Raw genomic sequence first — 17,177 nt, 5'->3', positions numbered from 1 at the left:
GCCTTTGCCCTGATCGTTCGATCAAAGAAACTTAATCTTACTGTTCCCGCCCTCTCTTAGTGTTATAAGTCCTGATTCGATAGAATTTTGTACTGGTTATGACATAGCTATTGCTAAATATGACTTGGCATGTTATTATATCAACGTGGGGTAGAGAGGTTTACTCCTACTCCGCGAACTCTTGGGAGTGCCTTGACCGTGGCGCTCTTGTTTTCTACTCAGGATATTGCGCCGATGCCTAAGAAGAAGACCAATCCATCGTTTGATGATACATCGCAGCCCGCAGAACTATCCCAGCCTTCGGAGGAAACGGCACCGGATGTAGCCGCAGCCGGAGCAGATCGGTCTGACAGCACCCATGCTGAAGCCGGGACAGAATCGCGGCCCGATAGCACCCGCCATGCAGCCACGTTCCCGATTGTAGGGATCGGTGCGTCAGCAGGCGGTCTGGAAGCGTTTGAACGTTTTTTCAAAGCCATGCCGGCGGATGCCGGAATGGCTTTTGTCATCGTCCAACATCTCGATCCGACCCATAAAAGTCTGCTTACGGAGCTGGTCCGTAAGTTTACCCAGATGCCGGTGCAGGAGATCGAGGATAAGGTGGCGGTGCAGTCCAATACCGTGTACATCATTCCGCCCAATTGCGACTTGACCATTTCCAAGGGACACTTGCACTTGCTCGACCAGTCCCATGTGCGTGGTCGGCGGTTGCCGATAGATCTCTTCTTCCACTCAATGGCCGCGGACTTGGAGGAGCGGGCCATCTGCATCGTGCTCTCGGGAACGGGGACCGAAGGCACGCTGGGCCTGAAGGCGATCAAAGAGCGCGATGGCATGGTGATGGTGCAGTCACCGGATTCCGCCCAATATGACGGCATGCCGCGCAGCGCGGTCTCCACCGGACTGGCGGACTTCGTGCTTCCGCCCGAACGCATGCCCGAGCAGCTCATCGCCTACGTTCGCCGTGCCGCCGTGCCGCAAGGTGTGAAACCCACCTCGCCGCCGCCCAAGCCGCCCAGCGAGCAGTTGACCCGCATCCTCACCCAGTTGCGCGCACAGACCGGCCACGATTTTTCCCTTTATAAGCAAAACACGATCATCCGCCGGATTGAGCGGCGGATGTCGGTCAGCCACATCGACAGCCTGGCCGATTACGCGCACTACCTGCCGCAGAACCCGGTGGAAGTGGAAACGCTCTTCAAAGAGCTGCTGATTGAAGTCACCAATTTTTTCCGCGATCCGGACGCCTTCACCGCGATCCGCGTTAAGGTCATTCCCGCGCTGATCACGCACCGCCCGCTGGACACGCCTGTGCGCATCTGGGTTCCCGGCTGCTCCACCGGCGAAGAGGCCTACAGCCTGGCCATGCTGCTGCGCGACTACATGGATGAGCACCGCCGCGAGTACAAGGTGCAGATCTTTGCCACCGATATCGACAAGGAAGCGATTGAAGTCGCCCGTGCCGGCGCCTACACCGACAGCATCAGCGCGGACATTCCCAACGACTCCTATTTGCGCTTCTTCAGCAAGGAAGGCAATACCTATCAGGTGCGCAAGCCGATCCGCGATATGATTGTCTTTGCGATGCAGAGCGTGGTCAAGGATCCGCCGTTCTCCAAGCTGGATCTGGTGAGCTGCCGCAACCTGATGATCTACATGGGACCGGAACTGCAACGGCGCGTGCTGCGTCTGTTCCACTATGCGCTGAAGCCGGGCGGCTATCTGTTCCTCGGCAGCTCCGAGAGCGTGGGCGAGTTTTCCGATCTGTTCACCGCGGTCGACCGCAAGTGGAAAATCTACGAGCGCCGCGGCCATATGACGCCGTTCCCCACGGGACCGACCTACGCCCACGAGCCCGCGCCCTCTCTGCCGTCCCCGGCCACCGAGCGCGACCTCCGGCCCCGTGACAAGGTCAGTCTGCGCGATGTGGCCGAACGCTCCCTGCTGAACACCTATGCGCCCGCCGCCGTCATCATCAACGACCGGGGTGACGTGCTCTATATTCATGGCCGCACCGGCAAATACCTCGAACCGTCCTCCGGCGAGGCCAACATGAACATCGTCGCCATGGCCCGCGACGGGCTGCGGCTGGAACTGGGCACGGCTCTGCGCAAGGCCCTGGTCCAGCATGAGGAAGTCCGCTATGAGCATCTCCGTGTGCGCACCAACGGCGATGCGCAGCATATCAATTTGGTCGTCCGTCCGCTGACCGAACCGGACTCCGTTTCGGGATTGCTGCTGGTGGTCTTCGAGGAATACACTCCGCCTGAGCCGGCGGAGACGGGCGGCGTCTTCGACGCTCCCGAGGCCGCCCAGCGCCGGATTACCGAACTGGAGCAGGAACTCAGCGCCACCCGCGAGTATCTGCGGGCCACCGTCGAGGAACTGGAAACGACCAACGAGGAGCTGAAGTCCGTCAACGAGGAACTGCAATCCGCCAATGAAGAGTTGCAGAGCACCAATGAGGAACTTGAAACCTCCACCGAAGAGCTGCAATCGGTCAACGAAGAGCTGATGACGGTCAACGTCGAACTGGAGACCAATCTCGAAAGCTTGACGCGGGCCAACAACGACCTGAACAACCTGCTGGTGAGCACCGACATCGGCACCATCTTCCTCGACGATGCGCTGTGTGTCGAGCGCTTCACCCCTGCCGCGGCGCGCTTCGTCAACCTGATTCCCGGCGACGTGGGCCGTCCGATTGCGCATCTGGTCGCCAATCTGGAAAACACTACGCTGGTCGAGGATGCCCGCGCGGTGATCGACACTCTGAAGGTGTGCGAACGGGAATTGCGCACCACGGAGGGACGCTGGTGTCTCGTCCGTGTGCTGCCCTATCGAACCGTGGAAAACGTGGTGCAGGGCGCAGTGATCTCCTTTATCGACATTACCGAGCAGAAGCGCACCCAGGAGCGGCTGCAGGTGCTGACGCGCGCCATCGAGCAGTCGCCCAGCATCGTCATGATCACCAATCTGCAGGGCGAAATCGAATATGTTAACTCCCGCTTCACCGCAGTGACCGGCTACACGCCGGAGGATGTCCTGGGCAAACCGCCGCGTTTCCTGCGCTCGGACGAGTATGCGGCGGAATTCTTCCAGCAGATGTGGGACACGCTGCTTGCCGGCAAGGAGTGGCACGGCGAACTGCACAACCGCAAGAAGAACGGCGATATGTTCTGGGAGACGGTGGTCATCTCGCCGCTGCGGCTGGCGGGCGGAACCATGACGCAGTTCGTGTCGGTCGGCGAGGATGTCACCGCTCTCAAGCAAATGGAGGGCTTGCGCCGGCTGGCGGCGGTGATTCATGATTCGGAAGACGCGATCAGCGTCCTCGATTTTGACGGCGGGATTCTCGCCTGGAACCGCGGTGCAACCAATACCTACGGCTGGACGGAAGCAGAAGCGCTGAAATTGAACCTCCGCGACCTGATCCCCGGCAGCCTGCATAGCAAGATGCTGGAAACACTACACCGCCTGAAGGAGGGCCACTCGCCCGAACCGTTCCGCTCGATGCGGCGGTCGCGCGACGGCAAGCCGTTTGAAGTGTGGTGTACGATGAGCCGCCTCCTCGGAGACAATGGGCAGGCCTTCGGCATCTCCGTCACCGAACGCAATATCACCGGGAGTGCGTCCCAGCCCTGGGACCAACGCAAATCCTGATACCGTGTTGTAGACGTCACAATAGAGTTCTATGTCGAGGCGCGGCGGCCCGGGAGGATGAGGGATGGCCGCTGCCGCCAAGCAAGCCGCGCGGGCTTATCCCGCTCCGGCGGATCGTTAATCATGCAATCAGATTGGAGTGCCACATTATGGTTAAGCGAGACGTGTCCGCTCCTCATAGTGGAAAAAGCACCAAGCTGCGTCAGGTAGCGGAAGATATCCTTAAGACGCGCGGCAAGGACTCCGCCGATAGCGCGCCGCTTATGCCCGATGATGTGCAACGGATCGCACATGAATTGCATGTTCATCAGGTCGAACTCGAGGCCCAGAACGAAGAGTTGCGGCGGAGCCAACTGGAACTGCAAATGGCCTACGCCAAACTGGCGGACATGTTCGATTTTGCGCCGGTGGGCTACTTTACGCTGGACCAGAAGGGCACCATTCTGGAGGCCAATCTCACCGCCGCGCTACTGCTGGGAATGGATCGAAGCAAACTGATCGGAAGGCCTTTCACGCGCTTCATCGCACCGGAGAGCCTCGACGCCTTTTATCTCTATCGCCGCAATGCGCTCGCCGCCCGGGCACGGCACACGCTGGTGGCGGCCATGGTCAAGGCCACCGGAGTGCCCTTCGTGGCCAACCTCGACAGCATCTCCGCGCCGGATACGTCGGGTAAGGCTCCCATGCTGCGCGTGACCCTGAGCGACATTACCCCGCTGGCCGACGCCGAGCGCGCGCTGCGCGTAAGCGAAGAGAAATACCGCACGCTGATTCACAACGTTCCGGTGGTGACGTGGACGCGGGACAGCCAGGGGGTATTTGTGTTCATCAGCCCCAACATCGAATCGGTCTGCGGGTTTACTCCGGAAGAAGTGCTCGGCACCGACATGCGCTTCTGGAAACGGCAGGTGCATCCCGAGGATACGCCGCGTGTGATTCACAGCTTTATGCAGATGCTCTCCAAGGGCGAAGCGGCCGACGTGGAATACCGCTTCCGCCACAAGCGCGGTGACTGGATCTGGCTGCAAGGCCGCGCACTGCGCCGCATCGAAGAGAGCAATAGCGTGCGCGTGGACGGCATTCTGATCGACATCTCCGAGCGCAAACGCGCCGAGGAGCAGGCGAAAGAGGCCCAGCGCCGCCAGGCCTTCCTGGAAAAGCAGGCGGCCCTCGGACAGATTGCCGCCGCCGTGGCGCACGAGATCAACAATCCGCTCGGCGGCATCCAGAATGCGTTTTTGTTGCTGAAGAAAGCCGTCCCACCCGATCATCCCAATGCCATGTTCGTCGGGCTGGTCGAACGCGAGATCCGCCGCATGGCCGAGATCGTTCGCCAGATGACGATGCTCTACCGCCCTTCCGCCGGAAAACGTTGTGAATGCGATGCGGTGACCGCGGTCAAGGAGACGCTGCAAATTCTCTCCAGCGACAGCCGCTCCCACGGCATTACCTTCCGCTTTGTTACGGAACTTCCCGAACTGGCCGTGCGGATGGGCGAAGGAGAATTGCGGCAGGTCATTTACAACCTTGTGATCAATGCCCTGCAGGTCTCCTCTCCGGGCAAGGATATCGAAATCGGTTTCGAGCACAACGGGGATGTGGGGCGGATCTCCGTCACCGACCACGGCGAAGGAATTCCCGAAGATGTGCTGCCCCATATTTTCGAACCCTTCTACTCCCGCGTGAAGCGCGGCGATCAGAGCAGCATGGGCTTAGGCCTCTCGGTCTCCCGCAGCCTTGTCGAGGGTGTCGGCGGCGCCATCGAGATCCAGACCAAGCCCGGCGAAGGAACCACCTTTACCCTGGTGCTCTCTTGCCCGGCGAAATAGAATCACTTGCCATCCTGACTTAAAGCCCTTGCCGGAAACCGCAAGGGCTTTTGTTTTGGCGCGGGGGCATCGCCCGAAACCTCGACGTGCCTCAACACGTGTACGAGTAGAAACGCAGAGGTCCGCTGATGAAGAAAGATAGATTATCGCGGGTCGGCAACGCGGAAATTGCCGAAATTTTCAATACGATGGCTGGCCTGCTGGATATTGAAGGCGCCAATCCCTTCCGCATCCGTGCCTATCGTACTGCCGCTTACACCGTAGGCAATCTCGCGCAGAATGTGTCCGATCTGGTCAAACAGAATGAGGATCTCTCCACGCTGCCGGGAATCGGCAAGGATCTGGCCGCCAAGATCGAGGAGATCGTCAACACCGGGACACTTTCCAAACTTCAGGAACTGGAGAAGGAGACCCCGCAGACGCTGATCGAGCTGATGCGCATGCCCGGGCTGGGTCCCAAGCGGATTAAGCTGCTCTATCATGAATTGGGTGTGAAGGATCTGGACACCCTGAAAGCCGCGCTGAACAGCGAGCAGATCACCACCGTTTCCGGCTTCGGTGAAAAGACGATCCAGCGCCTGCGTGAACAGATAACCCAGACCCAGCAGTGGGAACAGCGCGTCAAGATTTCCGTAGCCGATGACGTTGCGACCCGTATGGTAGACTACTTGCGCGGCGCCAACGGCGTCAAGGAATGCATTGCCGCAGGCAGCTACCGCCGCCGCAAGGAAACCGTTGGCGACCTGGATATGCTGGTGACCTGCACCCGTCACTCGGATGTGATGGAGCGGTTCATCCGCTATGGCGGCGTGGCCCGCGTCCTGTCTCATGGCGACACCCGCTCCACGGTGGTGCTGTCCTCGGGATTTCAGGTGGATGTGCGCGTGGTGCCGCAGGCCAGTTACGGTGCGGCCCTGCTCTATTTCACTGGCTCCAAGCCGCACAACATCACCCTGCGCAAGATGGCCCTCGAACGGCATCTGAAGATCAACGAATACGGCGTCTTCAAAGGCGCCAGGAGCATCGCAGGCAGAACTGAAGAAGAGATGTACGCCACTCTCGGCCTGCCCTACATCGAGCCCGAACTGCGGGAGAACCTCGGTGAAATCGAGGTTGCTCTGCAGGGCGAGTTGCCGGATCTTGTGGACCTCGGCGACATTCGCGGCGAATTGCATGCGCACACCACCGAGTCCGATGGCCGCAGCACACTCGAAGAGATGGCACAGGCTGCCAAGGCGCGCGGCTACAAATACCTGGCCATCAGCGATCATTCCCAGCGTCTGGCCATGGCCCGCGGCCTCGATCCCAAACGGCTGCGAGTCCAGATGGCCGCCATTGACAAGCTGAATGCCAAACTGAAAGGCATCGTCATTCTCAAATCCTCCGAGGTGGATATTCTGGAAGACGGTTCGCTCGATTTGCCCGATGAGATCCTTGCCCGGTTGGACGTGGTGACCTGTTCGGTGCACTCGCTGTTCAAACTTCCCCTGGCCAAACAGACCGAGCGGATCATCCGCGCCATGGACAATCCCTATTTCAACATTCTCGGCCATCCCACGGGCCGCCTGATTAACCAGCGTCCACCCTATGAAGTGGACATGCAGAAAATTCTGCTGGCCGCCCGCGAGCGCGGTTGCTTCATGGAAGTGAATGCCCATCCCGACCGCCTCGACCTGAATGACATGCACTGCCGCATGGCGAAGGATCTGGGGGTGAAGATCGCCATCTGCACCGACGCGCACACGACGCAGGACCTGAACCTGATGCGCTATGGCGTCTGGCAGGCGCGGCGCGGCTGGCTGTCCGCCGACGATGTGCTGAATACCCGCACCTGGACCCAATTGAAGAAGCTATTGAAGCGAAAGTGAGGAGACAGCGTCATGCTGGAATTTACCCGCGAGGACTTGCGAAAACTCATCGCACGGCAGGAGCAGCCGTGCGTTTCCATCTACACTCCCCTGCACCTCGATATGCCCGGAGCTTTGCACAATCCGGTGCCCTTCAAAAAACTGCTGAGTGATGCCGAAAAAGCGATGCTCGCCGCGGGGCACTCGGCGTCACGCGTGAACAAAGTCGTGCAGCCGGGCCGCGAACTCCTCGCGGACTATGGCTTCTGGCAGCATCGCAGCGCGGGGCTGGCCGCCTTTTTGTCCCCTTATGGTTTCTATCGCTTCCGTCTGCCCACGGTGCCGCCCGAAAAGCTGGTCGTGGCCGGCCGCTTCTATACCAAGCTCCTGCTTCCCCTGCTGCAAGGCGACGGCGCGTTTTGCATTCTCGCTATGAGCCAGAATGAAGTGCGGCTGATTCAGGCGACGCATCGGAGCGAACAGCGCCTCGATCTGAAAAAAGTCCCCGCCAACATGGACGATGCTCTGCAATATCAAAAGCTGGAGCGGCAGCTCCAGCTTCACACCTATGCCAATCCGTCTTCGGCCTTTCTGGGGACGCGCACCGGCGTCTTTCACACTCAGGGCGCGCCGCCCGATGAGAAGAAAGAAGACGTCTCCCGCTATATGGAAATCCTGGCCAAGGCGGTCTCCGAGCGTCTGCAAAATGATACCGCGCCGCTGATGCTGGCCGCAGTCGAATATCTGCATCCCATGTTCCATGCCCATTGCACTTACCCGCACCTGATTCCCGAAGGCCTCCATGGCAATCCGGAAACCCTGAGCGACATGCAACTGCGGGAACAGGCATGGGGCAAAGTCCAGCCCGTGTTCTCTAAAGCGCGCATGAACGCCATGAAAAGGTACGATGACATCAAAGCCTCGCCTCTGGCCTCCAACGATCCGCTCAAGGTCATTCCCGCCGCCTACAACGGCGCGGTGGATACTCTGTTTGCCGACGTCGACGTGGAACTCTGGGGGAGGTTCGATGCCGAGAACAACACCGTCGAACTGCACAAGGATATGCAGCCGGGGGACGTCGATCTGCTGGATGCTGCCGCCACCCAAACCCTGCTGCAATCGGGAGTGGTCTATGGCCTGCGCAAGGAGGACATGCCCAACCCTTCACCGCTGACCGCACTGTTCAGATACCCGGTCTGAAAGAAAATGCTGAAAGGCTGAAAAGAGAAAACCCGGACGCCTCTGCTCCGGGTCTTCTTTTGGCTCTTTGGCATTTCGGTTTTTTGGCTTTTGTCCTCAGTCTTGCGCTTCGGCGGCGGCGGTGGTGGTTCGCCTGCCCTTGATGTGCGGGTTCATCTCTCCGTAGTTCTTAGGAACCATTCCCCGGTCATAGCGTCGGGCGCGCACCTGTGTGATTTCCGCTCCAAAGAACACAATCAGCGACGTGTAATAAAACCAGAGCAGCAGCACCACCAGCGAGCCTGCCGCGCCGTACGCCGAGCCGACGCTGCTGTAGCCGAGGTATTTGCCGATGGCAAACTTGCCGATCACAAACAACATGGCGGTAATCAGTGCGCCGATCCACACATCCCGCCACGCCAGCCGCACGTCGGGCAGCACTTTGTAGATGAGGGCAAAGATCAGAACATAGACGGCAAAGGACGCGGTCGAGTCAACGGTCTCCCACATCCCGGTTCCGGAGAATACGAAGTTCAACGCGGCACTGATCACCAGAGAGGCCAGCGTCAGAAAGCCCGTCACAGCCATCATGGTCAGGGAAAGCAGCCGCTGACGGATAAAGGTCCAGACGTCGTTGCCCGGCTTGGCATGCACGTCCCAGATCGTGTTCATCGAAAACTGCAACTGGGCAAAGACTCCGGTGGCCGAAATCAACAGGGTGATTCCACCGATCACTGCCGACGTCGCGCCGGTGTGGTGCTGTTTGCGCAGGTTGTCGATCACCAGATCAATTACGGCACTGGCCTGCGGCCCGACCAGGCTCTGAATTTGATTTACCAGTTGAATCTGCGCATCCGAACCGATCAGGCCGGCGATAAACAGAAAGATCATCAGCAGCGGCGCAAGGGACAGCGCGGTATAGAAAGCCAGAGCCGCCCCCAGCGTTGCCGCGTTGTCGGTCGAAAAATCGTCCACCACACAGACGATAAACTTGAACAGATCCTTAACCGCCGACATGCCTGTCCTTTCTGTCTGAAAACCATGGGTGCTGCGCCCCTGCCCTTCACTCGGACCCGCAAGGGCATTCGGACTCCCTTCATCCTTCCGCCTTCATCCTTTCTTCTAAACCCTTTGCCCGAAAGCAGGGTTTCTTATACAGGCAGGGAATTTTTGAAAATGTGCAAGGGGGTTATTGCTTTTCGGGGTGCACCGTGATATATTTACCGAGTATGCGGTAAGCCCGCGCCCTTAGAGCACCCAGGCGGGTCCTACAACCACGGGAGGACACAATGTCAGAGCCGATGATTATCGAAGCAGTCCCGATTTTCGACGGATGGGCGGTGAAGTTCCAGGGTACCAAGTCAGCCTACAGCACCCACGACAACAAAGCGGCGGCGGTCAAAGCCGCCAGCGAGCTTGCGCAATCCATGCTCCCCAGCGCGGTCAAAATTCTGAAGGAGGACGGCACGGTCGAGACCGAGTTGGATTTTGCCGAATAGCCCTTTCCTCGATTTTCCCACGGCTTGCAGCCTGACCTGAACCCAGTCAGCAGCCATCCCTTGTTCCGTCACTGGCCGGCGGCGTGCGCCGCCGGCCTTTATCTGCCTGAACGTTCACCCCTTAGCCAGAGAAACGCACATGCACCGCAACGCCCTGATCCTTGCACTTCTGGTCTGTCTTATTACCACCTTGCCCGCCCTCGCCCAGCCGGAAAAGGGTAGTACCATGATCTCGGGTACCGTATCCTTCTCTCATTACAGCGGCGACCTCTATTCGAGTTACACGGACGTGATGTTGGCTCCCAATGTCTCCTACTTTCTGACACCAAACGTGGCTCTCGGTGGAGAATTGGCGGGAGGCTTGAGCAGTGGAAATGGCTATACCACCACTCGGGTGCTGATCGGCCCATCTCTAAACGTTTACTTCTCCTCAGCTTCGCAAGTCGTCCCATACGTCGGCGGGGCTCTGCTCTTGGAAAGCGAATCCCACAGGTACAGCGGTCACACCTTTACCTACTCCGGCAACAGCATCAAGCTTCGCGCGGGCCTGGCCTGGTTTGTCCGCCCGGCCTTGGCCCTTACGCCGGAATTTCAAATCAACTTTGACACCCGGGAGGAGCCTGAAGGCTACTGGAACGGGCAAGCACACACGGTGAATATGCACGGCACGGTGGTCTCGTTTGGCATGGGCATCTCCGGCCTGCTCGGCCCCCACAAGAAATAGCTAAGTCGCCTATTGATAGCACAGCGGGCGGGTCACTTGACCCGCCCGTTTCTATTGGCGCATACCCAGCAACAGTTCCATGCTGCCCGGCACGTGCTCATCTTTTAGTTCCACCACGGCGGGAAGCCCTTCAAAGCGCGGGTCATTGACCAGCAGTTCGAAAGCCTTGGGGCTGATGGTCCCCTCGCCGATGGCCTCATGGCGGTCCACATGGCTGGCAAAGGCGGATTTGCAGTCATTCAGATGAAAAGCCCGCAGCATCGGAAAGCCCACCGTCTTGCCGAACTGCTCCCACACCCCGGCATAGCTTTCCGCGGTGCGCAGATCATACCCCGCCGCAAAGGCATGGCAGGTGTCCAGACAGACTCCCGTCTGCTCCGGCAGGGCGGTCAACTGCAGGATCTGCGCCAGTTCTTCAAACCGCGCACCGATGTGGCTCCCCATTCCGGCCGTATTCTCTAACAGGATTCCCACCCCGCAGCCGTCCGTCTGTTCGAGGGCTTCACGCACCGACCGGGCGCAATTCTCGAGAGCCTGTTCGACCGTCGTTCCCTTGGAGGCACCCGGATGTGTCACCACCCACGGGATCCCCAGCACCGCCGCACGCTCGACTTCGTCGATCATCGCCGCCACGGACTTCTGCCGCAGGGTCTCGTCGGCGCTGGACAGGTTGATCAGATAGCAGTTGTGTACCATGCATGGCGGCCATTCGGCATTCTCCCAGGCGCACAACCACGCGTAAATATCGTCACCCTCGAGCGGCTTGGCCGCCCACTGCACCTGGCTCTTGGTAAATACCTGAAGGCTTTCACAGCCGAACTTCTCCACCCACCCAAAAGCCTTCGCCATCCCCCCCGCCACCGAAACATGTGCGCCAATCAACATAATCCGCGACTCCTTTTAGTAATTCACCCCGCAATATAACCAAACCGGGCCACACATGCATGTGTAGCCCGGTGTTCGAAATCAACCCAGCGCACGCTCAAGTCCTTCCCCCACTTCGTGGGGGAAGTTAGATGGGAGCAGGATTCTGTACCCCGGCGACGGCTGTAGTCCTTCCCCCACTTTGTGGGGGAAGATAGATGGGGGTTACTTCAGCGCCACCACCTTGGTGGTCAGCATATGGCCATTCGCCGAGAGTTTCACCAGATACACCCCGCTGGCTACCCCTTCCGAAGAAAACTGTACCGAATGAACCCCTGCGCCATACGTGCCGTTCGTCATCACCGCCACCAGCCGTCCGGTGACATCATACAGGGTCACACTGACTTTGGAAGCCTGCGGCAAGGCAAAGGGAATCGTCACCGTGGCATTGAAGGGATTGGGATAGACCGGACCCAAGGCCAGCTCCGTTGGTATCAACGCTTTCGGATCACCCACCGCATTGGGACTCTCCGTGCGGAAGCTCCACACCGGGCTAAGCGTCGTCCCCGAGGAATTGACTTCCCCCACGCGCCAGTAATACACTGTGCCTTCGGCAAGGTTCTGCGGCGGAGTATAGGAGCCACCGCTCTGTCCCTGCATCACCTGTGGCGGTGGATTGACCGTGCCCAGATACACATCATGCGCATCCGTCCGCGCCCCTGCCAGCCAGGAGAGGGTCACCCGCACCGTAATCGCCGTGTCGCCGTCCGCCGGAGAAGGCTCGGTGGCCGCTTCCGGAACTGCCAATGTCGTAAACTGCCAGACATCGCCCGGGGTCACACCCGAACTGTTGCGCTCATCAATCCGCCAGTAATAAACCGTTCCCGGAGTCAGATCTCCCGCCGGGTCATAACTGAGGGTGGCCTGATTGCCGATGAAGGCAGGTGGGGTCGTTGTGCCGAAATAGACATCATGCGATCCTGCGGCACTGCCTGCCGTCCAGCTCACTCCTGTCGTGATCGCTACATCCGGCGCGTCCGTTTGCGGAACCGGCAAGCTCGCCTGTCCCGGAATCGACAGCGTGATAAACTGCCAGACAGGCCCCGCCGTCACTCCAATGCTATTGCGTTCGTTAACCTGCCAGTAATAGACTGTCCCCGGAGTCAGATCCCCCGCCGGATCAAAGGATGTTCCAGCCTGATTGGTCACCGAGTCCGGCGGATTGGTCGTGCCGAAGAACACATCGTGGGACGTCGCACCGCTGCCTGCTGTCCAGGAAAGACTTGTGGTAATTGCCACCCCGGCGGCATTGTTCGCAGGAGCGGGGGCACTTGCCGTACCCGGCGCGCCGGGCACTTCGGTAGCGGTCACTGAGATCGTCGTATTGGCGCCGCCGGCAGACCCTTGGTGTGCGCCCACGTAAAGATGCACTGTTCCGGTTCCAGCCGCCGGTGCTGTCCACGTGAATGTGCCCGAATTCTGATTGGTGCTGGAGAAATGGATGCCGTTGGTTTCACCGCTCACATTGTAAGCCGCCGTGGCCGTGCCCGCGGCAATGGTTCCGGCATTGCTGCTCCCCGTGCCGATGCGGCAGGATGCATTGAAGTTGGCAATGGTGCTGCCCCCATTGTGGCCGATGGTGATGGTGTAAGCCTGTCCCGGAGTGTAGGAGGTAGGGAAGCCACTGACGGTCACCGTGCCTCCCGATGCCCCGTGGCAACTGGTCGCACAGGTCTGTCTCCCCGGAGCACCGGAATAGCCGGTGAAGGTCGCATGAGCCCAGACTTGGGCTGTGCCGAGAGACAGGAGCAAGATCAACTGAAACAAGCGCATGGATGACGTCCCTTTCCCCTGAAGATCACGGTTACAATGCAAGATGTCATGCACCAAAGGACACAAAGATCCATAATGGCGACTTTTTAAAAAGTAGTCTATCCATACCAATTTGTCAAGAGTAGAACCGAACAAAAATGAGTCATAGATAAAAAAACAGGCTATCCGCCGGGATAGCCTTTATTATATCAAAATATTGAAACTAATGGCTACGGCTGAACTGCCGTCACCGTGTAAAACTCCCGGAGTGCTGGCTGGGTCAGCGCGTTTGCGTCTGTGTACGTCGTGTCTGCTGTCGAACCAACAAGATTGACGGGAATCGGCAGAACTTCCGGTGTGGAGGCGCGATAAATCTTGTAGCTGCCGGCGCCGTTCACCCGTCTCCAGTTCAGCCGGATCAGGGGCTGCTCTGCCAATACCACCAGTGCCTGCGGCGATGCGAGGGTGCCGGTGGTCGTCGTGAAGGACCAGAGCGGCCCGGCGGTGGCGCCGGCGCCGTTGCGCTCATTAACATGCCAATAGTAGACTGTGCCCGCTGCAAGGTTACTCGGACTGTACGTCAATGTCGTCTGATTGCCAATCAACGGCGGCGTGTTGTTTGTCCCGAAGTAGACATCGTGCGAAGTCGCCCCGGATCCTGCGGCCCACGTCAGAACCGGATCGCGGGAGATGCTTGTTTCGCTGTTGGCCGGATAGGGATTGCTTGCCGCGTCAGGCGGCGCGATCTCACCGGCAATTTGTACAAGCGCGGAGTTCAATCCCGAAGCGGTCAGACTCTGATGCGCTGCCAGATAGAGCCGCACCGTTCCTGTTCCCGCAGGAGGCGCCGTCCAGGCAAAGCTGGCGGTATCCTGAAAAGCATTCATCATGGCTACGCCGCTCGTCTCACCCGTAGCACTGTAGGTCTGCGTATTTCCCACGCCCGCCATGCTCCCGGCGTTCGCACTCCCTGTGCCGATGCGGCAGGAACTGTTGAAATTGGCAATCACTCCGCCGTCGCCGTGGGCGACATGAATCAGGTAGGTCTGCCCCGGCGTGTAGGTGCTGGGAAATCCGGTTACCGAGACTGTTCCGCCCGCCGCGCCATGACAACTCCCCGCGCAGCTCCCCGAACTGCCCGGAGCATTGGAATATCCCGTATAGTAATGGTGGCAAAAGGCCGGTGAGGCTGAAAACAAGCCAATCAGCATCCAGACTGCAAACCGTGTTCGCATAGGGTTCTCCTTTCATCCTGTCCTGCATCCGCTTTTTCACCATGTGCCACTGAACAGGAGACCCTGCAGCCACCTATAAACTATGCTATGTGGATAAAGATGTCAAGAGTGTTCTGTAAAATAATCGCTGAATGAGAGTTGTATGTACGATTTTAACCTGTCTCTCATTCATTGAACAAACGGGAAGGAGCCCCCGGGGAGGGACTCCTTCTGACACTCGAGCACAGAAATCCAGACCTATGGTGTGGATGCAGTCACGGAGTAAAAAGCTTTAAGATCTGGACTTGCGAGCCCGCTGCTGTCCACAAAGGACGTATCCGCCGTAAACCCAATGGCACTCATGGCCGAACCATAACTGGTACCACGGTAAACAATGTAGGTTGTAGAAATCGGCGCAGGATTCCAGAAGAGCCGCACCAGCGGCTGATCCTGCAAAATGACTAAATTCTGCGGCGGCATGAGTCCGGTAACCATCGTCGTAAACTGCCACACAGCACCGGCGGTAGTTCCGCCCGGACCCTGCTCGTCAATCCGCCAGAAATAAGTGGCTCCGCCGTTCAGCATTCCCGGAGAGTAGGCTGTCCCGGCCTGATTGCCGATGAACGCCGGCGGATTGCTGTTGCCAAAGTAAACATCATGTGACACAGCTCCCGCTCCTGCAGTCCAACTCAAGGCGGGACTCATTGCGACGCCGATGGCATTATCTGCCGGAGACGGGTTAGTCGCCGCTCCGGGAGGAGGAACCGCTTCTGTAGCCACCAGCACAAAAGCATTGTTCGGATCGTCGGGGGTTGTCCCCTGATGTCCACCCAGATAGAGCCGCACCGTCCCCGTCCCGGCAACCGGTGCCGTCCACGAGAACGTGCCCAGCGCCTGCTGCCCGGCGGTGAAGTGAACTCCGTTGGTTTCGCCCGTCGCATTATAAGTGGATGTGGCTGTCCCGGCGGCGATAGTTCCGGCATTGGTCGAACCTGTGCCCACGCGACAGGAAGCATTGAAGTTGGCAATCGCCGTCGTGCCCGTGCGGGAGACGGTCACCGTGTACGCCTGCCCCGGAGTGTAACTGGTGGGGAAGCCGCTCACCGTGATTGTCCCCGTACCGGAGCCATGACAGGATGAAGCACAGGTACTTCTCCCCGGTGCCCCGGAATAACCGGTGTAGGTTGTGTGGCCAAAGGCCACCACTACACTCATTCCCAACATCATCAACAGACTCAACAACCGCATGGCTCTCTCCTCGCGCTTTAATTCCATAACATATCAAAAATCCGATATTCTATAGGCTTCCACAATTGCGTGACGAAAAAATAAGCTCGCATTAATATTATGATAATTGCATCCACTTGTCAAGTGTCGCGGGCTTAGATAACTATAAATACGACATCTATATGCCATTTATCCTATTGTGTCCTGAGCCGACTGTATGTGAATTATCCGTCAGACTTTGCTTTTGTGCATAATTCCGCATATTTGCCAACAAAAAAGAGGCATCCCCGAGGGTGCCTCTATAACATTCGAAATAGCCTCTTCAAGCAGGTGTGATCGGATCAGCGGTTCACGCGCTCCCGCATCCTTCGAAGCTGGTCCTTGCGCTGAACGGCAGAAAACGGCGAATGCGGCACGGCCAAACCGGCTTGAGCGTAAGAAAAGGCGTCATCCGAACGGCCCTGACTATCGGCGCAGACCGTCAGCCAATCATACAGCCAGAGCAACTCAAAGCCGTGATCTTCCGGGATCTGCTGGTACTGGTGCAATAGATCGAGACAAACCTTCTCCGCGTCCGCGTATTTATGCTGGTCCATCAGGGAGAAACTGAGCGGCCAAAGAAAGGTGCGCGATTCGGGAAAGCGTTCGAGGCCGACGGCACACAGACTGTCTGTCAGAGCAAACTGCTTGCGCGACGGTCCCAACCACGCCAAGAGATCTACCGCCAGCCAGTGCGTGAAGGTCGCGCTGCGCACGGCAATATCCACATCGTGCCGCGCCTCGGCTTCATTGGTCACCAGGCGGAAGGGGTCGTACTTGGATAGAAACACCACCTTCACATACCGGAAAGCGCCGCGCCCCAAATAGGCATCATAGAAATCCGATTTGAGATCGATCACATGCCCGAACTCCCGCCGTGCTCTCACCACCAGCGGAATGCCTTGCATCACTTTCCCCTGCCGCGAGAGAATCAGTCCCCGTCCAAACAGCGCACAGCCACGGATAAACGACAGCGACGCCTGATCCTCGCCGGGATGCTCCTTGTATTCTTCGGCCCTGTGCACCACCGAATCGAGCATGGCCAGCACATCAATGTCTTCACTTCCGCCGGTAATGTCCACCGCATAGAACGCCTTCACCCCCGCGTGTGCCAGCATCGCCGCCGGATGTCCCGGATTCTCCTGCTCGATCTGCGCCGCAATCGAATCCCCCGCCGCATAATGTGATCCGCACAGAGTATCCAGCAACGCCGCGTAATGATCAAACGGCGAAGCCGCGAAAAGGGAGGAACAAAAGCCCAAAAGCCCGAATGCCAAAAATCC

12 protein-coding genes are annotated in these 17,177 nt (G+C 58.6%); 6 read left to right on the top strand and 6 right to left on the bottom strand.

Features of this window, described 5'->3' with window-relative positions; all coding sequences use genetic code 11:
* The first annotated feature begins 198 nt into the window (after positions 1-198).
* From VGL38_14375 to VGL38_14360, 4 genes are all read left to right on the top strand, one after another.
* Positions 199-3,660, top strand: coding sequence for a chemotaxis protein CheB (locus VGL38_14375; GenBank protein ID HEY3296613.1), 3,462 nt, complete (start codon positions 199-201; stop codon positions 3,658-3,660).
* A gap of 149 nt (positions 3,661-3,809) precedes the next feature.
* Positions 3,810-5,489 carry a PAS domain S-box protein gene (locus VGL38_14370; GenBank protein HEY3296612.1) on the top strand — a complete coding sequence of 560 codons (1,680 nt, stop codon included), beginning with the start codon at positions 3,810-3,812 and terminating at the stop codon, positions 5,487-5,489.
* 128 nt (positions 5,490-5,617) lie between these two features.
* Positions 5,618-7,357 carry a DNA polymerase/3'-5' exonuclease PolX gene (gene polX, locus VGL38_14365; GenBank protein ID HEY3296611.1) on the top strand — a complete coding sequence of 580 codons (1,740 nt, stop codon included), beginning with the start codon at positions 5,618-5,620 and terminating at the stop codon, positions 7,355-7,357.
* 12 nt (positions 7,358-7,369) lie between these two features.
* Complete coding sequence (locus tag VGL38_14360; GenBank protein ID HEY3296610.1) at positions 7,370-8,536, top strand: hypothetical protein; 1,167 nt, start codon at positions 7,370-7,372, stop codon at positions 8,534-8,536.
* Between the two features lie 96 nt (positions 8,537-8,632).
* Here VGL38_14360 and VGL38_14355 read toward each other — a convergent pair whose 3' ends face one another.
* Complete coding sequence (locus VGL38_14355) at positions 8,633-9,532, bottom strand: YihY/virulence factor BrkB family protein (GenBank protein ID HEY3296609.1); 900 nt, start codon at positions 9,530-9,532, stop codon at positions 8,633-8,635.
* A 272-nt stretch (positions 9,533-9,804) separates the two neighbouring features.
* On the opposite strand from VGL38_14355, the gene VGL38_14350 reads away from it, so the two are divergent.
* Complete coding sequence (locus VGL38_14350; protein ID HEY3296608.1) at positions 9,805-10,014, top strand: DUF2188 domain-containing protein; 210 nt, start codon at positions 9,805-9,807, stop codon at positions 10,012-10,014.
* Between the two features lie 139 nt (positions 10,015-10,153).
* On the top strand, positions 10,154-10,738 hold the full coding sequence (locus tag VGL38_14345; GenBank protein ID HEY3296607.1) for an outer membrane beta-barrel protein: 585 nt from the start codon (positions 10,154-10,156) through the stop codon (positions 10,736-10,738).
* Between the two features lie 51 nt (positions 10,739-10,789).
* On the opposite strand, the gene VGL38_14340 is transcribed toward VGL38_14345, so the two are convergent.
* The 5 genes from VGL38_14340 to VGL38_14320 form a co-directional block, all read right to left on the bottom strand.
* On the bottom strand, positions 10,790-11,623 hold the full coding sequence (locus VGL38_14340; GenBank protein ID HEY3296606.1) for a deoxyribonuclease IV: 834 nt from the start codon (positions 11,621-11,623) through the stop codon (positions 10,790-10,792).
* A gap of 204 nt (positions 11,624-11,827) precedes the next feature.
* Positions 11,828-13,435 (bottom strand): T9SS type A sorting domain-containing protein, encoded by a 1,608-nt coding sequence (locus tag VGL38_14335; protein ID HEY3296605.1) that lies wholly within the window; start codon positions 13,433-13,435, stop codon positions 11,828-11,830.
* Between the two features lie 209 nt (positions 13,436-13,644).
* Positions 13,645-14,649, bottom strand: coding sequence for a hypothetical protein (locus tag VGL38_14330; GenBank protein HEY3296604.1), 1,005 nt, complete (start codon positions 14,647-14,649; stop codon positions 13,645-13,647).
* A gap of 237 nt (positions 14,650-14,886) precedes the next feature.
* Positions 14,887-15,876 carry a hypothetical protein gene (locus VGL38_14325; GenBank protein HEY3296603.1) on the bottom strand — a complete coding sequence of 330 codons (990 nt, stop codon included), beginning with the start codon at positions 15,874-15,876 and terminating at the stop codon, positions 14,887-14,889.
* Positions 15,877-16,196: 320 nt separating this feature from the next.
* Positions 16,197-17,171 carry a hypothetical protein gene (locus tag VGL38_14320; GenBank protein ID HEY3296602.1) on the bottom strand — a complete coding sequence of 325 codons (975 nt, stop codon included), beginning with the start codon at positions 17,169-17,171 and terminating at the stop codon, positions 16,197-16,199.
* Positions 17,172-17,177 lie beyond the last annotated feature (6 nt).

Source organism: bacterium, from assembly GCA_036504735.1.
GTDB lineage: Bacteria > Electryoneota > RPQS01 > RPQS01 > RPQS01 > DASXUQ01.
This window is presented reverse-complemented; position numbering and strand designations above follow the sequence as displayed.